The 21,815-nt window shown below is 69.3% G+C and carries 20 protein-coding genes; 9 read left to right on the top strand and 11 right to left on the bottom strand.

Features of this window, described 5'->3' with window-relative positions; genetic code table 11:
- Window positions 1-54 precede the first annotated feature (54 nt).
- Window positions 55-1,518 (bottom strand): FAD-dependent monooxygenase, encoded by a 1,464-nt coding sequence (locus tag ABIA33_RS03245; protein ID WP_370076687.1) that lies wholly within the window; start codon window positions 1,516-1,518, stop codon window positions 55-57.
- A 277-nt stretch (window positions 1,519-1,795) separates the two neighbouring features.
- On the opposite strand from ABIA33_RS03245, the gene ABIA33_RS03240 reads away from it, so the two are divergent.
- Window positions 1,796-2,596 (top strand): SDR family NAD(P)-dependent oxidoreductase, encoded by an 801-nt coding sequence (locus ABIA33_RS03240; RefSeq protein WP_370076685.1) that lies wholly within the window; start codon window positions 1,796-1,798, stop codon window positions 2,594-2,596.
- A 167-nt stretch (window positions 2,597-2,763) separates the two neighbouring features.
- On the opposite strand, the gene poxB is transcribed toward ABIA33_RS03240, so the two are convergent.
- The 4 genes from poxB to ABIA33_RS03220 form a co-directional block, all read right to left on the bottom strand.
- Entirely contained in the window at window positions 2,764-4,500 is a 1,737-nt protein-coding gene (gene poxB, locus ABIA33_RS03235; protein WP_370076684.1) for a ubiquinone-dependent pyruvate dehydrogenase, read from the bottom strand.
- A gap of 131 nt (window positions 4,501-4,631) precedes the next feature.
- Window positions 4,632-5,387, bottom strand: a complete 756-nt coding sequence (locus ABIA33_RS03230) for an NADPH-dependent F420 reductase (RefSeq protein ID WP_370076681.1) — start codon at window positions 5,385-5,387, stop codon at window positions 4,632-4,634.
- Window positions 5,380-6,483 (bottom strand): LLM class flavin-dependent oxidoreductase, encoded by a 1,104-nt coding sequence (locus tag ABIA33_RS03225; RefSeq protein ID WP_370076679.1) that lies wholly within the window; start codon window positions 6,481-6,483, stop codon window positions 5,380-5,382. The genes ABIA33_RS03230 and ABIA33_RS03225 overlap by 8 nt, the downstream gene beginning before the upstream one ends.
- Window positions 6,484-6,546: 63 nt before the next feature.
- Window positions 6,547-7,182: an FMN-dependent NADH-azoreductase gene (locus tag ABIA33_RS03220; RefSeq protein ID WP_370076677.1), complete on the bottom strand. Its 636-nt coding sequence runs from the start codon at window positions 7,180-7,182 to the stop codon at window positions 6,547-6,549.
- Window positions 7,183-7,307: 125 nt separating this feature from the next.
- Here ABIA33_RS03220 and ABIA33_RS03215 point away from each other — a divergent pair, with 125 nt between their 5' ends.
- The 3 genes from ABIA33_RS03215 (at window position 7,308) to ABIA33_RS03205 (ending at window position 9,332) form a co-directional block, all read left to right on the top strand.
- On the top strand, window positions 7,308-7,922 hold the full coding sequence (locus ABIA33_RS03215; protein ID WP_370076674.1) for a TetR/AcrR family transcriptional regulator: 615 nt from the start codon (window positions 7,308-7,310) through the stop codon (window positions 7,920-7,922).
- Window positions 7,923-7,981: 59 nt separating this feature from the next.
- The gene (locus ABIA33_RS03210; protein WP_370076672.1) at window positions 7,982-8,551 is read left to right on the top strand and encodes a GNAT family N-acetyltransferase; all 570 of its coding nucleotides are present in this window, start codon (window positions 7,982-7,984) and stop codon (window positions 8,549-8,551) included.
- Between the two features lie 142 nt (window positions 8,552-8,693).
- The gene (locus tag ABIA33_RS03205; RefSeq protein WP_370076670.1) at window positions 8,694-9,332 is read left to right on the top strand and encodes a TetR/AcrR family transcriptional regulator; all 639 of its coding nucleotides are present in this window, start codon (window positions 8,694-8,696) and stop codon (window positions 9,330-9,332) included.
- An 11-nt stretch (window positions 9,333-9,343) separates the two neighbouring features.
- Here the strand turns inward: ABIA33_RS03205 and ABIA33_RS03200 are convergent, their stop codons facing one another.
- Entirely contained in the window at window positions 9,344-10,138 is a 795-nt protein-coding gene (locus ABIA33_RS03200; RefSeq protein WP_370076668.1) for a hypothetical protein, read from the bottom strand.
- Window positions 10,139-10,348: 210 nt separating this feature from the next.
- Here ABIA33_RS03200 and ABIA33_RS03195 point away from each other — a divergent pair, with 210 nt between their 5' ends.
- Both ABIA33_RS03195 and ABIA33_RS03190 read left to right on the top strand, forming a co-directional pair.
- On the top strand, window positions 10,349-11,080 hold the full coding sequence (locus tag ABIA33_RS03195) for a hypothetical protein (RefSeq protein WP_370076666.1): 732 nt from the start codon (window positions 10,349-10,351) through the stop codon (window positions 11,078-11,080).
- A 571-nt stretch (window positions 11,081-11,651) separates the two neighbouring features.
- A complete protein-coding gene (locus ABIA33_RS03190; protein WP_370076664.1) occupies window positions 11,652-12,875 on the top strand; it encodes a hypothetical protein in 1,224 nt (407 codons plus the stop codon).
- 62 nt (window positions 12,876-12,937) lie between these two features.
- Here the strand turns inward: ABIA33_RS03190 and ABIA33_RS03185 are convergent, their stop codons facing one another.
- Entirely contained in the window at window positions 12,938-13,414 is a 477-nt protein-coding gene (locus tag ABIA33_RS03185) for an Lrp/AsnC family transcriptional regulator (RefSeq protein ID WP_370076662.1), read from the bottom strand.
- 174 nt (window positions 13,415-13,588) lie between these two features.
- Between ABIA33_RS03185 and ABIA33_RS03180 the strand changes: the two genes are divergently transcribed.
- Window positions 13,589-14,866: an ArgE/DapE family deacylase gene (locus tag ABIA33_RS03180; RefSeq protein WP_370076660.1), complete on the top strand. Its 1,278-nt coding sequence runs from the start codon at window positions 13,589-13,591 to the stop codon at window positions 14,864-14,866.
- A gap of 49 nt (window positions 14,867-14,915) precedes the next feature.
- Here ABIA33_RS03180 and ABIA33_RS03175 read toward each other — a convergent pair whose 3' ends face one another.
- Together ABIA33_RS03175 and ABIA33_RS03170 are read right to left on the bottom strand one after the other, a co-directional pair.
- Complete coding sequence (locus ABIA33_RS03175; RefSeq protein WP_370076658.1) at window positions 14,916-16,580, bottom strand: FAD-binding oxidoreductase; 1,665 nt, start codon at window positions 16,578-16,580, stop codon at window positions 14,916-14,918.
- A gap of 358 nt (window positions 16,581-16,938) precedes the next feature.
- The gene (locus ABIA33_RS03170; RefSeq protein ID WP_370076656.1) at window positions 16,939-17,580 is read right to left on the bottom strand and encodes a TetR/AcrR family transcriptional regulator; all 642 of its coding nucleotides are present in this window, start codon (window positions 17,578-17,580) and stop codon (window positions 16,939-16,941) included.
- Between the two features lie 103 nt (window positions 17,581-17,683).
- Here ABIA33_RS03170 and ABIA33_RS03165 point away from each other — a divergent pair, with 103 nt between their 5' ends.
- The gene (locus ABIA33_RS03165; RefSeq protein ID WP_370076654.1) at window positions 17,684-18,385 is read left to right on the top strand and encodes an SDR family oxidoreductase; all 702 of its coding nucleotides are present in this window, start codon (window positions 17,684-17,686) and stop codon (window positions 18,383-18,385) included.
- Between the two features lie 47 nt (window positions 18,386-18,432).
- Here ABIA33_RS03165 and ABIA33_RS03160 read toward each other — a convergent pair whose 3' ends face one another.
- Window positions 18,433-19,191, bottom strand: coding sequence for a GntR family transcriptional regulator (locus ABIA33_RS03160; protein ID WP_370076652.1), 759 nt, complete (start codon window positions 19,189-19,191; stop codon window positions 18,433-18,435).
- Window positions 19,192-19,394: 203 nt separating this feature from the next.
- Between ABIA33_RS03160 and ABIA33_RS03155 the strand changes: the two genes are divergently transcribed.
- Entirely contained in the window at window positions 19,395-20,489 is a 1,095-nt protein-coding gene (locus tag ABIA33_RS03155; RefSeq protein ID WP_370076650.1) for an SIS domain-containing protein, read from the top strand.
- Window positions 20,490-20,545: 56 nt separating this feature from the next.
- On the opposite strand, the gene ABIA33_RS03150 is transcribed toward ABIA33_RS03155, so the two are convergent.
- Window positions 20,546-21,697 (bottom strand): ROK family transcriptional regulator, encoded by a 1,152-nt coding sequence (locus ABIA33_RS03150; RefSeq protein ID WP_370076648.1) that lies wholly within the window; start codon window positions 21,695-21,697, stop codon window positions 20,546-20,548.
- Between the last annotated feature and the right edge of the window lie 118 nt (window positions 21,698-21,815).

Below are 21,815 nucleotides of genomic sequence, written 5' to 3'. Positions count from 1 at the left end.
GCCGGCCGGAGTCCGATGCGCGTAGCTGACGCACCCCAGGGCCGCCGAGGCCGGTCAGGGCCCTGCCTCACTTCTGGATCTCGGTGTCAGCCCGCACAACGCCAGCTCCGCGGTGGTGATCGGCGCCCCGGCTCGCGCCGCCACCCGTCCCGGGCCACGTAGTACGCGGAGCACCACTTCGGGCCTGACCATGGTGGTCATCGGGGCGGACAGCGTGGTGACATCCATCAGAGCCCGCGTCACCACGGGGTTCGTCGTGGCGACCAGCCTGAGCCGCTGGAAGTAGCCGCGCAGCAACTGGGCGGCGACCGACGGCCGCGCGCCGATGGCGCCGGGGAAGTTGATGTCCTCGCCCGTGGCCAGATCCCAGGCGCCTCCGGCCGCACGACCGATCGACTGCTGGACGCGCCGGGCCAGGCCCGGGGACCCCAGGTCCCGCTCCCGCAGGACCTCGCGCAGCGCGGCGGCGCTCTGGGCGGCCACGGACATGCCCTGCCCGTACACCGGGTTGTAGGTGGCGACGGCATCGCCCATGGAGATGAACCCGTCCGGCCAGGAAGGCAGGCGCTCGAAGAAACGGCGGCGGTTGACGGTGCTGCGGGTGAAGTGAACCTCGGTGAGGGGCTCCGCGCGAGCGATCAGGTCGGCGACGATCTGATCGCCGAGGCCGCGCGCGAACGGTTCGAAGTCCGCAGGGTTCCGCGTGGGTTCACCCCCGCGGGTTCCGGAGAGGGTGACCAGCCAGCGGCCGTTCTCGATCGGGACCAGCGTCGCGCCCTGCCCCGGGCGGGGCGTGGCGGAATGGGGAAGGACGCTGACGAGCGGGAAATCCTCGGTGCCGGAGGGCGCCCGGAAGACCTGGCTGGCGTAGACCGTCCCCGAGTCGACGGTCTCCTCCGAGACGGCAGGCAGTCCGAGTTCCGTCAGCCGGCGTGCGGCCTGGGAGCCCCGACCCGAGGCGTCGACGACGAGATCTGCTTCGAGCCGCTCAGAGCCGTCCGCCCCCTGCCTGCGGACCCGTACGCCGGTGACCCGGCCCGGGTCGCCGAGGAGCGCGACGGCTTCGGTCCCCTCGGACAGCGTGATACGAGGGCGGGCCAGCACCTGTCCGCGGACGACCAGATCGAGCAGATCGCGGGTGCACGCCATGGCGAACTGCATCTCGGGCCAGCGGGGCATCCAGCCGACCTGCGTCAGCACCACCATGCCTGTCGGCAGTGCGATCCGATGCGCACCCGCGCCCGCCCAACGCTCGATGATGCCGGGCAGAAGCGTCTCGACAGCCCGCGCGCCACCGGACATCAACAGGTGGGCGTGGCGGGCCTGCGGCAGCCCCTTGCGCGGCCGGGCCTGGTCAGGCAGCAGGTCCCGATCGACGACCACCACTTCGTCGGCATGGTCCGTGAGCACGGCTGCGGCCAGTATTCCGGCCATGCCGCCGCCCAGCACCACCGCCCGGCGGGGCCGGGAGGCGCGGCCGGTGCGTTCGGCGGCGCCGCTGCTGTTCGTCTCGCTCATGACCCGCTCTCTCCACAGCTGGAATCTCTTACGGACGGTCGTGCCCAGGACCGGCTCAGCTCCCCACGGCATCGGCCCGCGGGCCACCGTTCGTTGATTGCCTCATGCCTGGTCCAACGACGAGCTTTTCCCAATGGTGCGGGTGAGTTTGCAGACGAACCACTCGACCTGGCGGCGGCCGAGGGCGGACACGCGTTCCTCCGGTACACCTGCCCGTGCCTCTCGGCGCGGACACATCCGCTTTCCCTGACGCCTGCTTTCGGGTGAGGCTGTGCCCATGGACATGAGTTCGGAGCAAGGGGTACAGGTTCCGGTCGCTGTGGTGACCGGTGCCGCGCAGGGCATCGGCCGCCAGATCGCCGAGGCTCTCGCTGGTGAGGGCTACGCGCTGGTCCTGGCCGACATCAAGGAACCGGTGGAGACGCTGGCGGCCGTGCGGGGCATGGGGGCGGAGTCGGTCGCGGTGGTCGGCGACATCGCCTCGGAGGCCTACGCGGATGCGCTCGCCGAGGGAGTGCACAAGCAGTTCGGCCGGGTCGACGTCCTGGTCAACAACGCGGGCGTCTCGCTGCTGACCCCGGCCGAGGCGACCTCCGTCGAGCAGTGGCGGCGAGTCCTGGAGGTCAACCTCACCGGCCCGTTCCTGCTCTGCCGGGCCCTGGGGAGGATGATGCTCGAGGCGGGCAGTGGCTCGATCGTCAACATCGCTTCGATCGCGGGGCTGCACGGGGTCGCCGACCGGGCCGCGTACAACGCGAGCAAGCACGGCCTGATCGGTCTCACCCGGACCCTGGCCGCGGAGTGGGGCGGTCGCGGGATCCGGGTCAACGCCGTGTGCCCGGGCTGGGTGAAGACCGAGATGGACGCCGCGGACCAGGCGTCCGGCGGCTACACGGACTCGGACATCGTGGAGCGGGTGCCCATGGCGCGTTTCGCCGCCCCTGGGGATATCGCTCAGGCCGTCGCCTTCCTCGCCGACCCAGCGCGCAGCGGCTTCGTGAACGGCATCGCCCTACCGGTCGACGGAGGCTGGACGGCCGACGCGAGCTGGACCTCCCTGCGGCTGCGCAAACGCTGACCTCGTCGCCCGCACGCCGCCCCCTGGCAGTCCACCAGGCCATCCGGGGCGGCGAGTCCGGGGCGGCCGCCCCCGCCACAGCCGCTCATCTCGCCAACACCCTTGCGCCCGCTCCCCCCTGTCCGGCCTCCGCCGCGCCAGGCGCAGCGCACGGCTGCCTCGCCACGTCACTCCAAGCTGAGTTCCCGCAGGTTGGTCTTGGCCAGCTCCACGAGCTCATTGCCGCGGCCGGACAGGATCGTGCGGGTGGCGAACAAGGTGAACCCCTTGACCTGCTCATATGTGATCTTCGGGGGCAGTGACAGTTCTTGTCGGGCCGTCAGGACGTCCACCAGGGCGGGTCCGTTGTGGGCGAACGCTGCTCGCAGGGCGTCGTCGAGCTGGTCGGCGCGCTCCACTCGGGCGCCGAAGAGCCCCACGGCGCGTGCTACCTCGCTCAGGTCCGGGTTGTCGAGCTGAGTGCCGTAGTTGACGAAACCGGCTGCCTTCATCTCCAACTCGACGAAGGAGAGCGCCGAGTTGTTGAAGACCACCAGCTTCACCGGCAGGTTGAGCTGACGCAGTGTGATCAGCTCGCCGAGCAGCATGGCCAGGCCCCCGTCGCCGGAAAGCGCGATCACCTGGCGGTCCGGATGGCTGGCCTGGATCCCGATGGCGTGCGGCAGCGCATTGGCCATCGTGCCGTGGTTGAACGACCCGATCAGCTGCCGCTGTCCGTTCATCCGCAGATAGCGCGCCGCCCATACGGTCGGTGTGCCGACGTCCGCGGTGAATGCCGCGTCCTGAGCGGCCAGCTCGTCGATCGCTGCGGCGACGGTCTGGGGGTGCAGCGGGGAGTCCGTGGGCTTGGCTTCGGCCAGTCGGTCCAGACGGGCACGGGCCCGGCGGTAGTGGCCGACCATCCGGTCCAGGTGCTCGGAATCCGACTTCGGTTTGAGCAGGGGCAGCAGCGCTTCGCCGGTGTCCTTCACCGTTCCGACCAGCGGCACGTCGACCGGTGTGCGCCGCCCGATCTGCTCGCCGCGGATGTCCACCTGCACCACGGGGACGCCCTGCGGATAGAACGGCCGGTAGGGAAAGTCGGTGCCGAGCATCAGCAGCGCGTCGCAGTGCTCCATCGCCCGGTACCCGGAGCTGAAGCCGATCAGTCCGGTCAGGCCGACGTCGTACGGGTTGTCGTATCCGAGAAAGCCCAGACCCCGCAGGGTGGTCACGATGGGGGCCTTCAGTGCGGCCGCCAGCGCGATCGCCTCGTCGTGCGCACCCTCGCAACCGGCGCCGGCCAGGATCGTCACCCGGCTGGCCGCGTTGAGCACGTCCGCCGCGCGGGCGAGCGAACTGTTGTCGGGCCTGATGATGCAGCCGGCCTTGGTCACGCCGTGGATCGGGCCCCGGGAGGGTGCGTCGGCGAGGAACAGCTCGCCGGGAATGGCCAGCACGGACACGCCGCGGCGCTCGACGGCCGTACGCATCGCGATCTCCAGCAGCCGGGGCAGCTGCTCGGGGACGCTCACCATCTCGCAGTACACGCTGCACTCGCGGAAGAGCTCCTGCGGGTGCGTCTCCTGGAAGTAACCGCCCCCGATCTCCTCACGGGGAATGTGCGCGGCGATCACGAGCACCGGTACGCGGCTGCGCTGCGCGTCGAACAGGCCGTTGATCAGGTGCAGGTTCCCGGGCCCGCAGCTGCCTGCCACGACCGCGAGCTGCCCGGTCACACCCGCCTCGCCCGCGGCCGCGAGAGCGGCTGCCTCCTCGTGTCGCACATGCGCCCACATGATCTCCCCGTCGCGGCGCAGGGCATCGGTGAATCCGTTCAGCGAGTCCCCCGGCAGGCCGTAGACGCGCTGCACGCCGGATGCCCTGAGCGTGGCGACGATGACATCCGCGACTGTGGTGGCCATTCGTACTCCTCGGACTCGGTGCCCACGAAGCCGCGAGCGCTGCGCTGGGTCAACGACCGAAGGACGCGTCCAGACCAGCATGGACCGCCGTGACCGGTGCCGCCTGTCGGCCCGGCCCGTCGGGCCCCAGGTCAACCACTCGCTCCCAGTGCCGCCATGGCCGGAGACTTGCGTCCGCCGCCAACGGCCTGCTGGAGGTCGACCACACCGTCGACACCTCCGTATGGTCGCGACGACGCATCGGGCGAGAGCAGACTGGACAGCTCGCCGGCACTGCAGGCGACTCCGAATACGGATCCGCCTGGCTCCAGGGCCGGGCCCGCTTTGAGCGGCCCGGCGTCGACAGCGTCGAATCCGAGTCGATCGATGAGCTGCATGACCGCGAGTACCGCGGCGCGGTCATCGCCGACCGCAGCGATCGCGATGCGGTCCGGCGCTCCGCGCGGACGCCTGCCCTCTTCGAACTCGTGGTAGCCGAGCTGATTGAGGCTCTTGACCACGCGCGCCGACCGGAACCGCTCCTGGACGACAACGCTCGTACCGGCCGGCGCCGCGGCGAGTTCCTCGTCGACGCCGTCGATCGGTTCCCAGTAGTTCATGGCGTCGATGAGGATCTTGTCGGCGAAGAGATCGCGAGGTAGCTCACGGAACCGGTGTGTGGGTACGGCCAGGACGACGAGGCCTGCGTGACGCACGACCTCGTCGGTCGAGGCGGCGCGGGCGCCGGGGGCGAGCACGTCGAGGGTCAGCGCGATGCCTTCGGCGTCTCCTGACCCCGACATGGCGACGTCGTACCCGGCCGAGATCGCCGCGCGGGCGATGGTTGTGCCCACCTTGCCGGCGCCGACGATGCCCAGGCGCAGATCACCGGTCTGAGCGCTAGTCACGGGAACCCGCTCGCTTCGCCGCCTCCACGCGCTGATCGGACGGAACCGGCTGAACCGTCGGTTCCTCGAGCAGTTCCCGAACCCGGGGAATCACCTCGCGGCCGTACAGTTCGATCGACGCCGCCCGGAGCTCCCGCTGAAGCCGTCCGATGTCGTACTTGAGATCGAAGCGGCTCAGACCCAGGGCACGGATGCTCGCGGCGATCTTCGCCGCGACCGTCTCCGGCGACCCGACGAAGAGCGCTCCCTCGGCGATCTCCGCCTCGTACTGGCGGGCGGACGGCGGCGAGAACCCTCGCTCCCGCGAGGCCATGTCCATGACCGCGTTCCACTGCGGCCAGTAGGCCGACCGGGCCTCCTCGTCCGTCCTGGCCACGAATCCGAGCGAGTGCATACCGACCGGCAGCGGCGAGTGCCCGAACTGGTCGAGAGCGCGCTTGTACAGGTCGACGTAGGGTGCGAACCGGGTTGGGCGCCCGCCGATGATGGCCAGCATCAGCGGCAGGCCGTAGCGGGCAGCCCTGATCACCGACTGTGGGGTGCCGCCGACGCCGACCCAGGTGGGGATGCCGCCGGGCGCTACCGCCGGGTGGACGTGCTGGTCGGTGAGCGGGGGCCGGACGGTGCCGGACCAGGTGACGGGCTGATCCCGGAGCAGACGCGTGAGGAGGTCGAGTTTCTCCTCGAAGAGCGTCTCGTAGTCGGCCAGATCGAACCCGAACAGCGGGAACGACTCCGTCGAGGAGGCCCGGCCGACGATGAGTTGTGCACGGCCGTTCGACACCGCGTCGAGGGTCGCGAACTCGGTGTACAGCCTCACCGGGTCCTGGGTGCTCAGCACCGTCACGGACGTGCCGAGTCGGATGCGTTCGGTTCGGCCGGCGATCGCCGCGAGGATCACGTGACCCGCCGAATCGACGTGCTGGGGCCGGTAGTGCTCGCCGATGTTGTACGAGTCGATCCCGACCGCTTCAGCGAGCACCGCTTCGTCGATCATCAGGCGCACGGTCTCGGCGTCGCTCAGCAGGCGCCCGGACGACTCGTTACTCACCTCCCCGAACGAGTCCAGCCCGAACTCGATGTCCTTGGTGTTCATCGCTAGCTCCTCGTCTCCGGCGTGAACGCCGGGATATGCCTTTCGTTCGGCGGGTTTCGCCGGCTATTCGGCGGCCAGGATGCGGCCGGTGTCGCGGGCGGCGGCCTTGGCTTCGGTGTGCAGTTGGGCGGCCACGTCCTTGAGGCCTTCCAAGGCGGGGTTGATGGCGGCGAGCGTGAGTTCGCGCTCGATGACCGTCAGGTCGGCCTGCCAGTAGTCGCCGAGGATGCGCCGCAGGTAGGGGGTGGAGTGGTCCCAGCCCTCGCGGGGCGTGCCGGGTCCGTAGCCGCCGCCGCGGACGGTGACCAGCGCGGTGGGCTTGTCCTTGAGCAGGCCGGCGGCGGCCGGTCCGGCTCCGGCGACGACAAGGTCGATCCAGGTCTTGAAGTGCTGGGAGACGCCGAAGTTGTAGAGCGGGACCGCCAGCAGGACGGCATTGGCGTCGGTGAGCTCCGCCGCCAGATCGGCGGCAAGGGCCAAGGCGTCGCGCTGGGCCTGGGTGCGCTCGCCTTCGGGCGTGAAGCCGGCGGTGGTCGCGAGCGTCCAGGCGTCGGCCGGCAGCGGGTCGGTGCCCAAATTGCGGCGGACGACCGGCTCACCGGGGCGAGCGGCGGTCCACTCCGCTTCCAGCAGGTCGGCGAGCTCGGCGCCGGCCGAGGTGCCGGGCAGGATGCTGGCGTCCAGACGGAACAGGCTCATCAGGGTTTCTCCAGTTCAGCGCGCTCGCCCGGGACGGTCCCGGTCGCATGTCGGCGGTGTCGCCGCATGGAAAGCACAAACGGACTTTACCCCGCTTAGTATTCCGGGTCGGTAGAGTGAGGCCCGTGGACCGAACCGTCTTGCCCGTGGGAGCGCCGCGCGCCGAGCGCGCCGACGCCGTACGCAATCGGCTGCATCTGCTGGCCACGGCACGGGAGATGCTCTCCGAGCAGGGCGCGGACAGGCTGACCATGGACGCGCTGGCCGAACGGGCAGACCTGGGCAAGGGGACGGTGTTCCGCCGGTTCGGCACCCGCGCGGGGATCTTCCAGGCGCTGCTGGACCACGACGAGCGGGCCTTCCAGGAGCAGGTACTCGGCGGGCTGCCGCCGCTGGGCCCGGGCGCTACGCCACTGGACCGTCTGATCGCCTACGGCCGGGCCCGGGTCGGATTCCTGGTAGGTCACCGCGAGATCGCCCGCGCCGCCCTCGACGGCAGCCAACCTGTACCAGCAGGAGCAGAGACCCCCCTGTCCCAGATGCACATCCGCATGCTGCTCGGGCAGATGCACCTCGGCGCCGCCGACCTCGACATGCTGGCCGTCCAGCTCACCGCCGCCCTCGACGGCCCGCTTCTGCTCTACCTGTCGGCCGCCGAGCTCACCGAAGCCGCCACCCGGAGCGAGGAGCGGATCGCACAGGGCTGGCAGGACCTCGTACAGCGCGTGTGCCGTTCCTGATCGACAGGCCGGTGGACAATCCGTTCGAGGCGGCGCGGCACGGCTGGGATGCTCGGCCCATGCTGCTCGAGACTGCCCGACTCCGGCTCCGCCACTTCCGGTCGGAGGACACGGCTGCGTTCGCCGCGTATCGCTCGAACCCGGCGGTCGCCCGCTATCAGGGGTGGACCGCACCGGTGTCGCCGGAGTCCGCGGCCGCTCTTGTGCGGGAGTTCGCCGGTGGAGACCCCGGGCAGCCCGGGTGGTTCCAGTACGCGGTCGAGCTCAGGACCGACGGCTGCCTGGTGGGTGACCTGGGTGTGAATCTGCACGAGAACGGGATGCAGGCCGAGTTGGGCTTCACACTCGCTTCGGAGCGGCAGGGGCGCGGGTATGCCACCGAGGCGGTGCGCGAAGTGCTGCGGGACCTCTTCGAGCGGCGCGGCCTGCACCGTCTGTCCGCGGAGTGCGACGCCCGCAATCTGGACTCCGCACGGCTCCTGGAGCGGGTGGGTTTCCAGCAGGAGGGGCGGCGCCCCGCGAACACCTGGATCAAGGGCGAGTGGACCGACGACCTGCTGTTCGGTCTGCTCGCCGAACGCTGGAGGCAACTGGCAACCCCGGCACGGCCGGTGAGACCACTCGGTTGACGCAGCCCCAGCACGGTCCCACTCGGGATCGAGGCCGGGGCTGAGGCAGGGACCGAGGCAGGGGCAGCCTGCGCAAAATTATGCAAGTAGACTCTCATCATCAGAGCTGACTTGCTATTGCCTCATGCCGAAGGTCGAACCGATGAGACCGCAGAACACGACCGGCCGCACCAACCAGAAACTGCGCACCCACGCCGCGATCCTGCAGGCGGCGGTCGAACTGATGCGGACCGGCCGCGAGGTGAGCATGCCGGAGGTCGCCAAGGCCGCCCTGGTGTCCGAGGCCACGGCCTATCGCTACTTCCCCGACCTGGCCAGCCTGCTGCAGGAGGCGATGGCCGGGCAGTGGCCCACCCCGGACCAGGCGCTCGAAGCCGTCGCGGACTCTTCCGACCCGGTCGAGCGCGTCGCCGCCGCGACCGAGCACCTGCTACGCCTCGTCCTCGCGTACCAGGGCGCGACCCGAGCCATGATCGCAGCCACCATCACTCGCCCCGCGACCACCACCGCCCGGCCCGCCCTGCGCTTCGGCCTGATCGACCAGGCACTCGCCCCCCTGGCCGACACCCTCGGTGCCACCGCCCCCGCCGCCCTGGCACAGCTGAAGAACGACCTCGCCGTCGTCATCAGCGCCGAAGCCCTGTTCACCCTGACCGACCTGTGCGGACTGGGCCCCGAAGACGCCATCTCCAGCGCCGTCCACACCGCGACCACCCTGACCAGAGCAGCCCTACCGGAACATGCCACCACCACCAGCGCGCGCCAGGTCGCACAACACTGAAACAGGATCACTCACGGAATCGACCCCGGCCCCGGCACCGGCACCACCGCGTCCGCGCCGTCGCGAGCGGCGCGCAACAGGCGGTTGACGTTGAGGTTGTGCGTGACCAACCCGAACGCCGCCGCCGAGGCGAGGCCCAGGCCGAACAGGCCGAGCAGCGCGCCCGCCGTGACGCGTCCCGCAGTGAGCGGGGCATAGGCCCAGTAGGGATCGTCGGTACGGACCCTGATCATGACCTTGCTTCCCGGCGTCGCGGTCAGCGGCAAGTGGCCGTCGTGGACGGCGATCCCGTCCGCGGTCCAACTGCCGGTGCAGACCAGCGGATGGTGGCCCTGGCCCTGGTCACGATGACACTCGGCCACAGTGGCGGTGGCACTCGCCGTCGCGACCACGAGCGGGGCGAATGTGTCCGTCGCGAACATCAGCAGAAGCGTGCCGAGCGCCAGGCCGAAGGCCGCGAAGCAGCCGACTCCGACCCGTCTGGGCCCGGTTCCGGGACCAGCCCTGGTTCCGGTCTGGCGCAGGAAGATCCCCGTCAGGACCGCCCGGAGCACCGAGATCGGCACAAGCAGCAGAGGCGCAAGGATCTGCGCGGCGGTCACCCAGGTGCTGGACGAGACGAACGAGGCGAGCTGGGCCGTGACGCTCAGCGGAAGCAGCACCCAAAACGGAAGGGCCAGTACCCGTCGGGCGTTGCGTGCCCGTCGGGCGGCCGGCGCCATGCGCCGGTAGTCGGGCAGCCGGCGGTCGGGCAGAGCGGGCGCCTGCGGAACAACTACGGCACGCGCCCGTTGCGGCGTGGTCACGGTCACTCCTTGGTCGTGCTCCCGGGCGGCCTGTTCGCGAACCACTCCTGCATCAGCCCGAGAAGAGTAAGCACACGCGTCCGCCCCGCACTCGCCCGGGGCTGAGCGTCGGTGCAGCACACTCGCCGAGCACCGAGAGCGAGTCGCTCCCCCACCCTGTGCCGAATATTGTTCGAACTCACGTTCAAGGATGCTGCTAACGTGTCGTCTGTGGCGAAACTCAACCAGATCATCGCAGTCGAAAAGGGCGTCAAGGCCAAGGCTCAGCAGGAACTGACGAGTGCTCACCAGGACGTCCAGAAGCCGGCGTTGCTCACCGGAATCTCCCGGACCTACCAGCCCAAGGACGAAGAGGGCGAACAACTGCCGCCCGAGTCCACTCGGGTGCAGCTCCAGGCCGAGGACGTGCTGCGTGACACGGCAACCGCCCTCACTCGCCTGTTCGACGTCACCGCCACCAAGGACTGGGCGAACTGCACGGCCCGCGCCGACATCACCGTCGAGGGACGGGTGCTGTTGCGCGACGTGCCCGTGTCCTACCTGCTCTTCCTGGAGAAGCAGCTCGTCGACCTGTACACCTTCGTCCGCAAGCTCCCGGTACTCGACGCTGCGGAGTCGTGGTCGCAGGACCCTTCGACGGACTGGTGGAAGACCGAGACGGTCCGCACCATCCGCACCAAGAAGGTGCCGCGCAACCACGTCAAGGCCGAGGCCACCGAAAAGCACCCGGCCCAGGTCGAGGTCTACTACGAGGACATTCCGGTCGGCTACTGGACGACCGTGAAGTTCTCCGGAGCACTCCCGGCCCGGCGGGTCAACCAGCTCACCGAGCGCGTCGAGAGACTCCAACAGGCCGTCAAGTACGCGCGCGAGGAAGCCAACGGGACCGAGATCGAAGACGAGCGCGTCGGTGACGCGGTCTTCGGCTACCTTTTCGGCTAGTGTCATGGAATCCCGTCGCCGTCGAGCGACGGGTGCGCGAGGAGCGCAAGCTGAAACTGAGGCTTGTCGTGACGAACGCGGGAAAAGTGGAGGTTCGACTCCTCCCCCGGGCACCACGCGCCCGGGTAGCCCAAGCAGGCAGAGGCACCCGCGATCAATCTCAGACTCTTGCTCCAGCTTCAGCATTCGCCGCCGATCGCCGGATCGACCGGGCGCGGGCCTGGCCGTCGGATGCTGGTTCAAATCCAGCCCGTTGCGCTCTCAGCACCACCCCATGCAACGGTAGTTCAATGGTAGAACACGACGACATGAGACTGATCCGCACCCTTTAACGTGCCGGCGTGCACAGTATGGGCGGCAAACTCAGGGCTCGGGAACTGGCTACGTTCCCGGGCCCGCTCCTTTGCGGCGGAACACGCGCCCCCGGCCGGGCGGACCGGACAGCTGGGCTCGGGGCGACCGGTCCCTGACGGCATCCGGGGCTACCGGCCGACGTCAGGTCTGGGCCGACTGCTAGAATGAACGCGTTGGCCTTCGGCGTGCCCCGTGCGTGCGTCTGGAGGCTTTTTTCATGCCTTCTGACACGTCCGCGCCCACCGCCCCTGCCATCACCGCCAGTTATCGCGACCTGCTCCGTAACAGCGAGTTCGCCGGCCTGTACGCCAGCTTCACGTTGACGGTCGGCGCGAGCACCTTGTCGGGGTTCGCACTCAGCACACTCGTCAACCACCAGACCGGCTCGCCGTTCCTGACGGCCGTGAGCATGTACGGTGCCACGTTCGCGACGGTGCTCGGTGCGTTGACGCTGATGTCGGTCGCGGACGGGAACCGTCCTCGCCGGACCATCGTCGCGCTCCAGTTCGTCTCCCTGGTGGGTGTTACGGCCCAGGCGATCCCGGGGCTGACGTTGGCTGCCCGGTTCGGCTTGCTGCTGGTGCTGGGGTTCTTCCAGTCGCTCGGGACCGGAACGCGGATGGGGTTGCTCTCCGAGGTTGTGCCGACATCCGTGTATGCGCTGGCACGTTCACTGATGAACATCACCTCGGGTGGCATGGCGATCCTCGGCTACGCCATCAGCGCCGTGCTGCTGCGGGTCCTGAGCCCGCAAGGGGTCTTCATCGTCGCCGCAGGCCTGACCGGGCTCGCGCTTGCCGTGGTGACGACCACCATTCGAGAACACTCGATCCGTCTCACCGCTCGCCCCGGACTGCGCCAGACCTGGACGACGAACCTCGCGCTCTTCTCCCACTCCGGCCAGCGGGCGCTACTGCTGAACCTGTGGGTCCCCAATGGTCTGATAGTCGGCTGCGAGGCTCTGTTCCTCTCCTACGACCCGGGCCATGCCGGCATCCTCCTGGCCGCCGGATCGGCGGGCATGCTGCTCGGGGACCTGACCGTCGGCCGGCTGCTCACCACCGACCAGCGACGCCGTTACGCCTTCGCCCTGCGGCTGCTGCTCGCTGCCCCTTACCTGCTGTTTGCGATCCACCCGCCCGTCCTGGTCGCGGCAGCCGCGGTGTTCGCTGCCAGTATCGGGTTCGCCGCCACTCTGCCCCTGCAGGAGCAGCTTCTCGACCTGACACCCGACCCGGTCCGTGGCCAGGTCCAGGGCGTTGAGTCCGCCGGCCGGATGACCTGGCAGGGCCTCGGCGCCGCGATCGCCGGCGGCACCGCCCAGCAGTTCGCCCCCGGCACCGCGATCACCGCCATCGCCGCAGTCTCCGTCGCCATCACCATCGTCTCCCGGCCGTACGTGGTCCGCGCCCGCTCCGCGTACGGGGTAGGGCCCAACTAGCGTCGGCCACACACACTCTTGCCTCGGTTCAGCGGCCGGCCCCGGTGGGGGTAATCGGCCGGCTAGGACTGACTCCGGTCCCCCGCCGACTCCCTCTCGCGCCACATGCTCGGCCGTTTGATCAGCCGGGACAGCACGATGACGCTTTCGGTGCGGTCGATCGCGGGGACCTCGCGAACCCGCTGAATCGCCTGTTCCAGGTGCGGGATGTCCCTTGCCAGCATGTGCACGATGGCGTCCGCGGCGCCGGAGACCGTGTACGCCTCGACGACTTCGGGAATCTGCTCCAGGCCCTGCCGCAGGTCCGCGGGGGAAGGGTTGTCCTTGCAGTAGACCTCGACGAAGGCCTCGGTCTGCCAGCCCAGCGTCTGGGTGTCGATGACCGCAGTGAATCCGTGGATGGCACCACTGGCGACGAGGCGGTCGAGTCGCCGCTTGGCGGCGGGCGCGGACAGCCCAGCCGCAGCCCCGATCTCCGCGTAGGTACTCCGAGCGTTGCGGAGAACACAACGGATGATGCCTTCGTCGATGCTGTCCATGCTCAGCCTCCGCCAAACTGCCGCACCTCGTATCGGCGCAAGAAATCACCGGGGCCGATTGATACACGCAGGAAATCAATGCAGATCAGCAAGAAATAGCAATTGATTGCGCTGCTGACCGACCCTAGCATCTGGGAATGGCTCCACGGCCTCGACCCGACAGGAAGGACCACGATGACCTCCGTGCTCAGTGCCGAGGAGTCGTCCGCACTGGCGGCGATCGACGAGTCCGCCATAGGCACGATGCTGCTCGACCTGCTCGCGGTCCCGAGCGTGACCGGGAGCGCCGCGGAGTCCGAATTGCAACACCGGCTCGCCCGGCACCTCGACCGGCTCGGGCTCGAGGTCGATCTGTGGTCGATGGATCTGCCCGCGCTGCGCGCCGACCCCCGCTTTCCGGGCAGTGAGGCACCACGCGAGGAGGCGTGGGGCCTGGTGGCCACCACTCCGGACAGTGCCGACGGGCCGACAATGATCCTGCAGGGCCACGTGGATGTGGTGCCGGCAGGCGACCCGTCGCAGTGGGACGGCGATCCGTTCGTACCGAGGGTGGTGGGGGACGTCGTCCACGGCCGTGGCGCCTGCGACATGAAGGCCGGGCTCGTGGCCAACCTCGCCGCCCTGGCCGCGGTCCGTGCGAGCGGAGCGAGGCTGCGCGGCCGGATAGCGGTGCACTGCGTCGTCGGTGAGGAGGACGGCGGGCTTGGATCCTTCGGCACGCTCCAGCGCGGGCACACCGGTGATTCCTGCATCATCACCGAACCGACCGGCGGAACGCTGGTAACCGCGAACGCTGGCGCGCTGACCTTCCGTATCGACGTGCCCGGCCGGGCCGCGCACGCCAGCACCCGCGACGCCGGGGTCAACGCCATCGACGCCTACGGGCCGATCCACCAGGCTCTGATCGGGCTGGAGACCCTGCGCAACGTCGATCCCGACCCGCTGATGGCGGAGTACCCGATCCCGTATGCGCTGTCCGTCGGCACCCTCCGGGCCGGCGACTGGGCCAGCAGCGTCCCGGACCTGCTGGTCGCCGAAGGCAGACTGGGGGTCAAGCTCGACGAGGATCCACAGGCCGCCCGCGCCGCATTCAACGCCTGCGTGGCCGAAGCCTGCGCGGGCGACCCATGGTTGCGGGAGCATCCGGCGGTCGTGACCTGGTCCGGGGGGCAGTTCGCCAGCGGCCGACTGCAGACCGGCCATCCCTTGCGTGAGCTCATCCAGGATGCGCACGCCGATGTCACAGGCGGTGGCCCCCGGCTGCGCGAGCGCGGCGCGCCCTATGGAAGCGACCTGAGGCTCTACACCGCAGCCGGCATACCCGCCCTTCATTTTGGACCGGGCGACGTGCGCCTGGCTCACAGCCCGCAGGAACACGTCTCGCTCGCGGACGTCATCGAAGCGACCCGCGTACTGGTACTCGCGGTGCTACGCACCGTCGGGACCACGTGACTGACGGCGGCGGGTCAGCTGCGTCGGGGTCAGTTGGGCTCAACTGGGGTCAGTTGGGCACCACGATGGACTGCTTGTGGTGGAAGCGGTTCTGCGGATCCCAGATGTGCTTCGCCAACTGGAGCCGCGGGTAGTTCGCCTTGTAATAGAGCCGGGGATACAGCGGCGCCGGATCCGTCGCGATTCCGAGGTCGACGTCCGGGTAGTTGACGAAAGCGCCATCAGTCCCGAGGTCGTGGGCCGCCTCACTGATCTCCGGTACGCCGCCCGTCTCCTCGTAGACGCCCTGGTAGAAGCCCTTGATGAATTCCAGATGGGCCGCGTCCTGGGCGGGAATGGTCCAGTACGTCTGGTACTGCAGCTTCATGATGGAGTCTCGCTGCGGAACGGCTGTGGCACACGGATCGACGGCGTTGGTGCGACATCCGTACGAGTCGACCTGGACCAGGGTCTGGGTCAGGTCCACCCCCGGGGCGTCGGTGGTCAGCCAGGTCCAGATGCCCGCGATGTTCTGGTCCGAGAAGGGCTTGCGATGGTACGCGGACTTGTACTTGCCGCGCTGGTTGGGGCCCGAGCCGTTGACCGTCATCGTCTCCTGGAACCAGGGCATCTGGCGGCGCCGCTCCGGAGAGGGCAGGCCCGGAGAGGGCAGGAACAGGCCGGGCGCCGTCTGGACGTTCGCCGGAGTGGTCAGACCGGCCTCCATCGCTTGGAGGAATGCGTCGAGCGGGCCGGTGTCCTCGCCGAACCAGTGGCTGGACAGGGCGATGTTGCCATTCGTCTTGTGGGTGAGCTTCAGGATGCTGAACAGGTCCTGGTAGACCTGCTCGTCCGGACCGCTGTGCGCGGCGAAGAACTCGCCGAAGTTCGTCAGAAGCCTGGTGAAGTCGTCCGGCTTCTTCAGGATCTCGGCCCAGGGCCAGGCGATGCTGCTGAGCCAGACCCGCGCCGGGGGCCTCGGCAGGGTCTCGGCGAAGTAGTAGCGCATGACGACGCCGAAGTTCCCTCCGCCGCCGCCGGTGTGCGCCCAGAACAGGTTCGCGGTGTCCGAGCCCCCAGGGTCCGACCGGTGCGCGCTGGTCACCTCGACCCGGCCGTCCTTGACCGTGACGACATCCACCTGAACCAGGTAGTCGACGGTCAGTCCGTCGCGCCGACTGAGTACTCCGTACCCACCGCCGCAGATGTGGCCGCCCACACCCACGGAGTAGCAGGACCCGGCCGGGACCGTCACGCCGTACCTGCGGAAGAGTTCGGTGTACATGTCCCAGATGGTGGCGCCCGACTCCACGCAGTAGGCGGTCCGGCCGTACTTGTCCTTCGTGCGGAATACGCCTTTCATGGTGCTCATGTCGAGAATCGCACCACCGGTGTTCTCCACGAAGTCCTCGTAGCAGTGGCCGCCGCCGCGTACCGTGGGCCGTAGGTCTCGCCGGAGAGCTTCACGTACTGCGGATACCGCGTCCGCGTCGCTGGTGATCAGCTGAATGTAGCGCGGCTCGCTCGTCCACCGCTGATTGAATCCCTGACTGAGGGTTTCGTACCGTCCGTCTCCCGGGAAGACGCGCAGGTCTCCGGGGTCGATCGGGTCGGCCGGCAGCGAGACAGCGGGTTCCGCCCGGGCGGGCACCACCCCGAGCGCACCGATGGAAACCCCGGCAGCGACCGAGCCTGCGGCTCCCAGGAGTCCGCGCCGGGAAACGTCGCGATCCATGTATTGACTCGCTTTCACCAGATGTGGAGCTGGGATAGTCAGACAGGAAGATTGGCTGTCCGCGTCACCAGCGGAAGCAATTCGCTGACGGCATTTCAATTGCCGACAAATCTCCGCAATTTGACGCTACCCAGGGCTCCATCAGCCCTCGCTCCGACACTCCGGACCGCCCTCGAAGTTTCACCGGTAGGCATTGACGAGGTCCGCGGCCTGATCGCGACGCCGGCTGCTGTGTTGCGCAGCCGTGCCGTGGCCCGGACCCGCGGCAGGAGACCGCTCGGGCGCAGACAGGGGTATCCACGACGTCACACGGCGAGTCTCACGGTGCGTCGTGACGCGCGGGGACGGCAGCCGATCCTCAGGCGACTCCGGCCGCGTCCAGCAGGACGGTGGCCGTGGCCACCGCCAGGCCGTCCAGGGGTTGGGCCTGCACGACAGTCCGGGCACTGGATCCATCGAAGACGACGGTGAGTTGACGGGCCAGCAGTTCGGGGTCCGGGGCGCCGGCGCGCTGGGCTTCCTCGCGGAAGAAGCCGGTAAGCGCGTCCTTGAAGTGGCGGGCCACCACACTGGCGGGGTGCTCGGGGTCCTTGAGCTCGACCGCGGTGGCCACGAAGGGGCAGCCCTGGTAGCCCGGTGACCCCGACACGGACTCCAGTTGCTCGAAGACGTGCAGGATCCGGGCACGCGGCGGCCGGTCATCCGCGGTGGGGGTCATCAGGTTCTGGTAGGAGGGGGCCGCGCGTTCGAGGCTCGCGGCCAGGACGTCGTCCTTGCTCGTGAAGAACTGGTACATCGACCGCTTGGACACCCCGGCCGCCCGGCACAGCGCCTCGACTCCCACGTTGACGCCTTCCCGGTAGAAGAGCTTCGCCGCGGCGTCGAGCAGCCGCTCACGAGGTGGGGCCGTGGGAGACACGGGCGTCGTCGTCGAAGCGTTGGCGGTCGCGGTGCCGGCGGTCGCGGTGCTGGCGGTCGCGGTGCCCGGGGTCGAGGTCATGCCCATAAGGCTACGCCGCTGCTTGCCGATGGAAACCGATCGGTTTACTGTGAGCTGGAAACCGATCGGTTTCAGCATCGACCGCAGCACCGGGAGAACACCCATGACCGCAATCGCAGGTTCGACCGTCCTGGTCACCGGAGGCAGCCGGGGTATCGGCAAAGCCCTGGTCGAGGCCCTGTACGCCCGCGGCGCCAAGAAGGTCTACGCCACCGCCCGCGACCCCAGGAGCGTCACCCACCCCGACGCGGTCGCACTGGCGCTGGAGGTCACCGACCCGGCATCGGTGGCAGCCGCCGCCGAGCAGGCGCCCGACGTCACCATCCTGATCAACAACGCCGGCGCGGCTGTCGGAGCCTCGTTCCTGACCTCGCCGGTGGAGGAGGTGCGGCGCGAGTTCGAGACCAACTTCTACGGCCCGCTCCAGACGACCCGCGCCTTTGTCCCGATCATCGAGGCCAACGGCGGGGGCCATCTGCTCAACGTGCACTCCGTCCTGTCCTGGATCGCCCTCGCGGGTTCCTACAGCGCATCCAAGGCCGCGTTCTGGTCCCAGACCAACTCGCTGCGTCTGGACCTGCAGCCCCGCTGCATCGGGGTCACCGGCCTGCACGTCGGCTATGTCGACACCGACATGGCGGCGCACGTCGACGGCCCCAAGACCTCGCCGCACAGCGTCGCCGAGCAGGCGCTGGCCGGCATCGAGGCGAACGCCTACGAGGTACTGGCCGACGATCTGTCCCGCCAGGTCAAGGCCGGACTCTCCGCCGACCCCGGCGCCCTGTACCCACAACTCGCACACTGAGAAGCCGTCTCCAGCGAGCCGCTGGAACGCGCTACGCGCGCTCTGTGTCAACGGGATTGGAGTGTCGTGCGGAGTCGGTACCGCTCTCCGCTGTACTCGAGAGTCGAGAGCAGGATGGGCCGCTGCTCACGGGTGTAGATCGCCTGGTCGAGCACCAGGACGGGGGAGCCAACCTCGATGTGCAGGTGCTGGGCGAGGGCCTCGTCGGCGATGCGGGCTTCGATGGTCGCCTCGGAGTGGTCCGGTTCGACTCCTCGGCTGCGCAGTTCGTCGAACAGCGAGGCGACTTCGAAATCGACGTGGTCGAGTCCAGGGGCGAGGTCAGCCGGTACCAGCGTGCGATCGACCGCGATCCTCACCTCGTTGAGCAGTCGGACGCGGTCGAGGTGAAGTACGGGGGTGCCGGCCGGGACGGCGAGCCGGTCCGCCTGGTCGAGCGAGGCCGGGCGCACTTCCTGTCGCAACACGATGGAACCGGGCCTCATCTGCTTGCGGTGGGCGGTGGCGGTAAAGGACTCAAGGTCGTTGGGCCAGTCCCGCGATGACGCCGGGGAGGCGACAAACCAGCCGCGGCCGTGTGACGCCGCTACGACACCTCGATCCACGAGGTGCGACAGCGCCTTGCGCAGGGTGATGCGTGAGATCCCGAGTTGTGCGCACAGTTCTCGCTCGGGCGGGAGTTTGGCTCCCTCGCCGAGTCCGCGCTTCTCGACATCCTCGAGGATCACGGCGACGGCCTGCTCCCACAAGGTCTCGGGGCCGGCATTCCGCTGGAGCGCGCGGGCTGAGGCGGTGTCGTCGCGCACGGTCGAGGCCTCCGGGAGTCGGGCGGGATCCGGCCGGTTGCCTGCCAGATTCCACACGGCCGGGAGGTACCAGATGCCGTCGAATGCAGCATGAGGCGAATCCGCTATCGAAAGGTATCACTGCATACCACTATTGACCACATGGGTACCACTGCATACCTTTAGGTTCCGGGTAGCAGGGGCGAACGAGAGGAACCACCACCATGTCCGGCACGCGGATCTCATTTCTCACGGGGCAGGCCGACCAACCGGAGGCCCTGGAACGGGTCGTCACCCACCTGCGCAGACAGCTCGACGGCGCCCCCGCCGACCTGCTGCGCCGCGCCCGGCGTCCGCTCTTCGCCGGGATAGGGGCCTCGTACGCCGCGCTGGCGGTGCCGGTCGCCCTGCTGCGCGCCCATGGCGTCGCCTCCCAACGGGTGCTCGCCAGCGAGATCACGCAGGGGACGACCGGCTTCGACGTCGACGTGCTGATCGGGGTGTCGCAGGGCGGCCGCAGCTCGGAGACCATCGCGGCCTTCAAGGAGGCCAACGCGGTCCCGCGGGTTGCCGTGCTGAACGTGGTGCCGTCCCCGTTGGGCGAACTCGCAGAGGTGACCGTCGACTTGGGCAACGAGCCGGACTCGTACGCCTCCACGATCGGGTTCACCGCAACGGTCGTCGCCCTGGACCTGATCGCCGGGGTGATCACCGGCAGGGATGCGGCGGAGGACCCCTGGGACGGCATCGCAGAACTGGGCCGCGCCGTGCGCGAGCAGGCGGTGGGCGTGATCGACCTGCTGCGGGTGCCGGCCGCCCGCTGCGTGGCCGCCGACGTGGTTGCCGCGGGAGCCTCTCGGGCCTCGGCGGAAGAGGGCGCCCTGCTGCTGCGCGAGGTGGTCCGGATGCCGGCCTCCGCCTGCGTCACCAGGAACTACCTGCACGGCGAGATGGAGTCGGCGGGCCAGACCCTGCATGTGGTGTTCGGCGACGGCCGGGAGGTCGAGCTCGCGCGCTCGCTCTCGGACGCCGGGCACGTCACTCTGCTCGTCACGACCCGCTCGGTCGAACCAGGCGGGCAGCTCAACGTGGTGCGACTGCCCGAGACGGCGTCGAGCGCGCGCGTCGTCCTGGAGACCGTCGTCGTCCAGGAGCTGGTCGCGGCGCTGAGCGAGGAACGGGGCGTGCCGATCGAGTCCTTCGTCTTCGCCAACTCCGACACCAAGGAGGGTGGCGTCGACCTGGCGGACTTCACCGCCGCCGCTGCTGGCGCGCCGTCGGACTCGGACTCGGACCCGGTTGCAGTCGAGACTGTCTGACGGTAACTCAGGGTCCGCACCAGGGCTCCGCCGACTCCTGTCCCGGGCCCGTCGGGTCAACCGGTGATCCGGTCCAGTGCCCTGTCGATCGCGGTGTGGACCGCGCCGAGCAAGGTGGCGTGGTCGCCGAGCGCGCCAACAGTCACCTCGGTGTCCCAGGCCAGTGCCTGGATGGTCCGGCGGACCTCGGGGACGACCAACTGGTTCTGGCCGACCCCGCCGCCGAGGACGATGAGCCCGGGGTCGATGACCGAGAGAACCGCCACAGCCAGGCGGCCGATGTCGCGCGCATGCTGGTCGACCATGTGGCGGGCGTCGGCGTCGCCGTGGGCCGCGGCGTCGAAGAGGGCCTGCGCGTCGCGGGGCGCCGGCCCGCGACGCTCGGGCCAGGCCGCGGCGCAGCGTTGCATCAGGGCGTCCGAGCCCAGGTACTCCTCAAGCCCGGCGCGCCGGGGCACCGCACCCGGCGCCCACGGGAACGGTGCCATGGCCACCTCCCCCGCCGCAGCGTGGGCTCCGCGGAGCAGGCGGTTGCCGACGACGATGCCGACGCCGATCTTCACGCCGATCTGCAGGTAGGCGAACATCTCGTGGTCGCGGGCGACGCCGATCCGGTGCTCGGCGATCGCTGCGCAGTTGACGTTGTTCTCGACCAGTACCGGCACGTCGGCCGGGACCGGCAGCAGCGTCGCGAGCTGCTGGCCGTCCAGGAGTTGAGCGGAGCCGGTGTGGTACATCGGCAGCGTGGGTGCCGCGACCACCGCGGCGAGTAGCGGTCCGCTGCTGTCGCCGACGTCGGCGCGTACGAGCTCGGTCAGTTCGACGGCAGCTCGTGTTGCCGCTTCGGTCACGTTGAGGTTGTGCGCGGACAACACGTGGGTACGCGAGGTGATCTGGCCGCCGCCGAGGCCGTGGGCGGCCACCTGCACGCGCGTGGCGCCGACTTCGATGCCGAGGACGTGGCCGGCCGCCGGAGAAACGGAGTACAGCATCGCGCTGCGGCCGGTCGGCCCTCGTGACGTGCCGCGGCTCTCCACGAGGTCCAGTTTGAGCAGGTCCGCGATCGCCACGGACATGGTGACCTTCGACAGTCCGAGGGCCTCGCCGAGCGCCGGCCTGCTCGCGGGGTCTCCCACGGCCAGGGCGCGAAAGACAGCGCGGGCACTGTCGGTCAGTTCGTAGCGCTCCGTGGTCGGCGCCGTGCTCATCCGCTACCTCTCCGTCGGCAAGTCGCCGGTAACCGCAACGTTACCCAGCCGGTCTTGTCGCTCCATCACTGCATTAGTTAACCTGGCGAACGTCCAGCCTTGCTGAGGCATCCCCGAG

Origin of the sequence: Streptacidiphilus sp. MAP12-16 (genome assembly GCF_041262165.1) — a bacterium.
In the GTDB taxonomy this organism is placed as follows: Bacteria; Actinomycetota; Actinomycetes; order Streptomycetales; family Streptomycetaceae; genus Streptacidiphilus.
Note: the sequence above shows the minus strand (reverse complement) of the source record. Positions and strands in the feature narration are given on the sequence as shown.